General features: G+C 59.1%; 6 protein-coding genes and 1 tRNA gene. All 7 read left to right on the plus strand.

What is annotated here, in order from left to right; translation table 11 throughout:
* A partial coding sequence (gene tuf / locus GY725_06890; GenBank protein MCP4003905.1) for an elongation factor Tu occupies window positions 1–133 on the plus strand: 133 nt, incomplete at its 5' end.
* A gap of 33 nt (window positions 134–166) precedes the next feature.
* Window positions 167–243, plus strand: a tRNA-Trp gene (locus GY725_06895).
* Window positions 244–271: 28 nt separating this feature from the next.
* Complete coding sequence (gene secE, locus GY725_06900) at window positions 272–478, plus strand: preprotein translocase subunit SecE (protein ID MCP4003906.1); 207 nt, start codon at window positions 272–274, stop codon at window positions 476–478.
* 37 nt (window positions 479–515) lie between these two features.
* Window positions 516–1,034 carry a transcription termination/antitermination factor NusG gene (gene nusG / locus GY725_06905; GenBank protein ID MCP4003907.1) on the plus strand — a complete coding sequence of 173 codons (519 nt, stop codon included), beginning with the start codon at window positions 516–518 and terminating at the stop codon, window positions 1,032–1,034.
* Window positions 1,035–1,037: 3 nt separating this feature from the next.
* Window positions 1,038–1,463 carry a 50S ribosomal protein L11 gene (gene rplK, locus GY725_06910; protein MCP4003908.1) on the plus strand — a complete coding sequence of 142 codons (426 nt, stop codon included), beginning with the start codon at window positions 1,038–1,040 and terminating at the stop codon, window positions 1,461–1,463.
* A 4-nt stretch (window positions 1,464–1,467) separates the two neighbouring features.
* Window positions 1,468–2,172, plus strand: coding sequence for a 50S ribosomal protein L1 (locus GY725_06915; GenBank protein ID MCP4003909.1), 705 nt, complete (start codon window positions 1,468–1,470; stop codon window positions 2,170–2,172).
* A gap of 13 nt (window positions 2,173–2,185) precedes the next feature.
* Window positions 2,186–2,575 (plus strand): 50S ribosomal protein L10 (locus GY725_06920; protein ID MCP4003910.1); only part of this gene is annotated, 390 nt, incomplete at its 3' end.

Here is a 2,575-nt window from a genome sequence, read left to right on the forward strand (position 1 = left end):
CATGCCTGGAGACAACATCACGATCGACGTGGACTTGATCATGCCGATTGCGATGGATCAGGGACTCCGTTTTGCAATTCGCGAAGGCGGTCGCACCGTAGGTGCCGGCGTCGTCGCAGAAATCATCGAGTAGGCGGGCCCGTGTCGGGTCAGTCGAGGGTCACGCAGGTCAGTAGCTCAATTTGGTAGAGCAGCGGTCTCCAAAACCGCAGGTTGGGGGTTCAAGTCCCTCCTGGCCTGCCAGCTCTTGCCGTCGCCGGGGGAGGGCGTCGTGAGTAAAAACCCCATTCAATGGACAGAGGATGGTCGTCAGTTCCTCAGTGAGGTGCAGGTCGAAGTCAAGAAAGTCACTTGGCCTACGCAGAAGGAGACGCTCGCCGGCACAGTGAGCGTGGTCGTGCTGGTGCTGCTAGTCGGGGCGATCCTGTTCGGCTTCGATTCCGCGATCAGCGGAATGATGCAGCTCCTCTGGCCATAAACCCGAAACCGAAGCCCAAGAAAGGCAGGCAGTCCTCGTGTACTGGTACGTCATCAACACGTTTTCGGGTCAAGAAGCTCGGGCGAAGCAATCGCTGCTCGAGCGCGCGAAACAATTCGGTCGCGATGAAGCGATCGGCGAGATATTTATTCCTGAGGAGGATGTAGTCGAGGTCGTCAAAGGTCAGCGTCGCACGAGCAAGCGCAAGTTCTTGCCCGGCTACATCCTGGTTCAGATGCAACTCGACGACGAGATCTGGCACATCGTCAAGAACACCGCAAAGGTCACCGGTTTCGTCGGTACGGGGTCCCGCCCGGCGGCGATTCCGGAAGAGGACGTCAAGCGGATGCTCGGGCGTACCCAGGCAGAAAAGCCCAAGCCCGCGATTTCATTTGAGGAAGGAGAAGATGTTCGGGTGACCCAAGGTCCCTTCAGCAACTTCTCCGGAACGGTCGGCTCCGTCAAGCCGGAAAAAGAACAGGTTCAAGTATTCGTAGCCGTGTTTGGCCGCCAGACACCTGTATGGCTGTCATACGAACACGTAGAGAAAGTCTAAGCAATGGGGAAGAAAGCGATCGCCGAGATCAGGCTCCAGTGCCCGGCCGGGCAGGCGAACCCGTCGCCACCCGTCGGACCCGCCCTCGGTCAGCACGGCGTGAACATCATGGAGTTCTGCAAGGCGTATAACGCTCGCACGCAGGACCAGCAGGGGCTGATCATACCTGTGGTCATCACAGTGTATGCAGACCGCACGTTCACCTTCATCACGAAGACGCCCCCGGCGGCGGTTTTGTTGAAGCGCGCGGCAAAGCTCGCCAAGGGTTCCGGCGAGCCGAACAAGGTGAAGGTCGGGAAGGTCAAGCGCGATCAGGTCAAGGAGATCGCCGAGATGAAGATGCCCGACCTCAACGCGAACGACATCGAAGCGGCCATGAAGATCATCGAGGGCACTGCGCGCTCGATGGGTCTCGAGGTCGAGGGTTAGGCGCATGGCACACGGCAAGAATTACAAGAACAGTTCCGCCAAGATTGAGCACGAGAAGCACTACGAGCACCGAGAGGGGCTTGAGTTGCTGCGCGAGTGCTCTTCGACCAAGTTTGATTCGAGTGCCGAGGTGGTGATGAACCTTGGCGTCGATCCTCGCCACGCAGATCAGAACGTGCGCGGTGCCGTCGTGCTTCCGCACGGAACGGGCAAGTCGGTGCGCATCGTGGTCTTTGCCAAAGGCGACAAAGAGAGTGAGGCCCGAGACGCGGGTGCCGACGAGGTCGGATCCGATGAACTGGCCAAGAAGATCCAGGACGGTTGGACGGATTTCGATCGTGTGCTCGCGACGCCCGACATGATGAGCGTGGTCGGACGACTCGGCCGCGTGCTGGGTCCGCGCGGTCTCATGCCCAACCCCAAGGTGGGAACGGTGACGCAGGATATCGGTCGCGCGGTCTCCGAGCAGAAGGCGGGAAAGATCGAGTTCCGGGTGGAGAAGAACGGGATCCTCCACGCGCCCTTCGGCAAAACCAGTTTCAGTGTCGATCAGTTGGTGGACAATCTGCTCGCGGTGACCGACGCAGTCTTGAAGGCGAAACCGCAGGTGGCGAAGGGGACCTTTATGAAGAAGGTCTCGATTTCATCGACGATGGGTCCGGGAATCCGGCTCGATACCGCTGATCTGACAGCGGCCACCTCGAAGTAGCGGGAGATAGATCATGCTGTCGCGTGAACAAAAATCAGTTCAGATCGAAGCGCTGCGCGAGAAGGTCGAACGCGCCCAGGCGATCATCGCTGTCGATTATCGAGGCCTGACGGTCGACGAAACCAATGAATTGCGGAGCAACTTCCGCAAGGCGGATGAGTCCGGGCAGATCGAGTACACGGTTGCAAAGAACACGTTGCTCAAGCGCGCAGCCGGAGAAACGCCATTCGAGCCGCTCTCTGAGTTTCTTTCGGGACCGACGGCGATCGCGATTACATACGATGAGCCCTCGGTCATGGCCAAGGTGCTCGTCGATTTTGCCAAGGACAACGAAAAGCTGGAGTTGAAGGGCGGAGCCATGGACGGCGTGGCAATCGACGTCGCGGCAATCAACGCCCTTTCG

The organism is bacterium (genome assembly GCA_024226335.1).
In the GTDB taxonomy this organism is placed as follows: Bacteria; Myxococcota_A; UBA9160; order SZUA-336; family SZUA-336; genus JAAELY01.

Coding starts and splice junctions, on each gene's coding strand:
- rplK (MCP4003908.1), top strand. CDS start 1,038: ATGGGGAAGAAAGCGATCGCCGAGATCAGGCTCCAGTGCCCGGCCGGG.
- GY725_06915 (MCP4003909.1), top strand. CDS start 1,468: ATGGCACACGGCAAGAATTACAAGAACAGTTCCGCCAAGATTGAGCAC.